This window comes from Tepidanaerobacter sp. GT38 (assembly GCF_021991635.1).
In the GTDB taxonomy this organism is placed as follows: Bacteria; Bacillota; Thermosediminibacteria; order Thermosediminibacterales; family Tepidanaerobacteraceae; genus DTU063.
In genome coordinates this window covers 1-1746 of sequence record NZ_JAFFJA010000146.1, presented here as the reverse complement: position 1 = coordinate 1746, position 1746 = coordinate 1, and the positions used below count along the sequence as shown (strand labels likewise).

The 1746-nt window shown below is 41.0% G+C and carries 1 protein-coding gene and 2 pseudogenes; 2 read left to right on the top strand and 1 reads right to left on the bottom strand.

The annotated features are described in order from the left end of the window. Nucleotides 1-310 precede the first annotated feature (310 nt). A complete protein-coding gene (locus tag JT739_RS12630; RefSeq protein ID WP_237661477.1) occupies nucleotides 311-1165 on the bottom strand; it encodes a hypothetical protein in 855 nt (284 codons plus the stop codon). 275 nt (nucleotides 1166-1440) lie between these two features. On the opposite strand from JT739_RS12630, the pseudogene JT739_RS12625 reads away from it, so the two are divergent. Then, a pseudogene (locus JT739_RS12625) lies at nucleotides 1441-1623 on the top strand (sugar kinase); the annotation flags it as partial. 2 nt (nucleotides 1624-1625) lie between these two features. Then, nucleotides 1626-1746 (top strand): annotated as a pseudogene (locus JT739_RS13005) (DNA polymerase); the annotation flags it as partial.

Below are 1746 nucleotides of genomic sequence, written 5' to 3'. Positions count from 1 at the left end.
TTTTGGAATACTCCTATGGGAGGTAGTTCATAAACCGGATTTCCAACCTTCGCTGAAGGGTTCTTTCAGGAATAGTCAAGTACAACTGCTTACAAAAAGCTCTAGAATTCGGCAATGCAATGGCAGCTTTAAAAAACACCGTGCCAGGGGATCTGCCTGCCTGTGATTTTAAAGAAATTAAAGATATTATCGAAAGTCACAAGAAAGATGGAGCAGATAGTGAAATGAACAGGTAATTCAAAAAATACATCATCAGGCCAAAAGATTTGCTCCCCTTTTATTAAGGGGAGCAAATGAGTTTGATTTCAAATTATGAATTTGTTTCTGGACATGATGGAAGCCTAAATGCACCTGAAAATGCTATTATCCTGGGATCATCGTTGTCAGAGCCAACCGGCACTCTAAATATGCGGCCGATGGCAAACAACAAGGGTACCGCGTTGCACGGGTCTCTTTTATCTTTCTTATGTTGGGCATTGGTCTCATTGCCTTCGTCTAGTTCGCTAACCATCACATCACAAGGTCCCCTAGACCGTAGTTGCTCCTGGATTTGTGCGGCGGCTATTTCGGCCTGTGCCCTGGTGCCTCTGTAACATATTACGTTGTCAACACAGACGGTAGTATGGCAGCATAGTGCCACTCTATCGTCTCTATTTTGTCTAGGAACAAGGTTAACCCCACAGCGGCCTTCAAAGGCCAGCACACTGATACTGACTGGAATACATCCTACAACACGGACTGCGAAGACGGTAAGAGTCAAGTCTGGGCAACCGGGAGGCGGTGTTACACTTATTTCGGCTTCTTCTACAAAAACTCGTAAATCAGTTGGGTCGTATACCACTCTGAAATCCCTAACTCGATCCAGTCTCAGGCCTCTAGGGATATTTTCTATGCAGTGGAATCGGACTATTCGACTGCAGGGTTGTGGAGTTGCTTGATCTTGCTGGGTTTCGTCGCAGCCGCAGTCAGGTGTATCTGCATTTTTTACAACAACGCGGTTTTCCTCATCAATTTCGGCAATCTCATGAATATCTTCTAATGCCTCTGTTTCTGTGGAAAACTTTGAATCTATATCAGGAATAGGCTCTTCCTTTTTATTTAACATGTCAGCGAGCTTCTCGCTGGCTTTTTCCATGTCCTTTATAAACTTTTCTAAATCTGCCATAACAACACCCCTTTTCATTAATTTTCTAGGTTTTTCTGGTAACATATTATTCATGTTGTTGCATTTAGGTGCTTACTGATTGTATATTTGTTTTACATGTTCATAAAACCAAAGCATGTTATAATGAACATATCTTGACAAATGGTTATTTAAAGAGTACAACAAAGTCAAGATAGACCTTTATAAATTGTAATAATACCTGCGACTTACAGGAATTTAGGGGTTTTGGTACTAACATAAAACATTTAAATAATAATAACAATTAGGAGGCAGTCATGATAGTAGAAAACTTTAAAAAAGAATTTGATGTAATAGGATTTGGTGAAATAATGTTGCGTCTTTCACCACCTAACAAGGAAAGGATATCCCAGGGAGAAGTTTTTGAAAAAAGAGCAGGAGGGTCTGAGCTCAACGTAGTGTCTGGAATATCATCATTAGGTCTCAGGACCGGGATTGTAGAATTGTCTACGGAATTAGCGACTATGGCCTAGCCCAAGGGTTAGGTATATCTAACCAGGAGGCCAAAGCATACATAGATGCTTATTTTAAGCGTTATCCCGGTGTGAGAGACTATGTGAGAG

Excerpts from the sequence above, each read along its gene's own strand:
- JT739_RS12630 (WP_237661477.1), bottom strand. The coding sequence starts at position 1,165 with ATGGCAGATTTAGAAAAGTTTATAAAGGACATGGAAAAAGCCAGCGAG.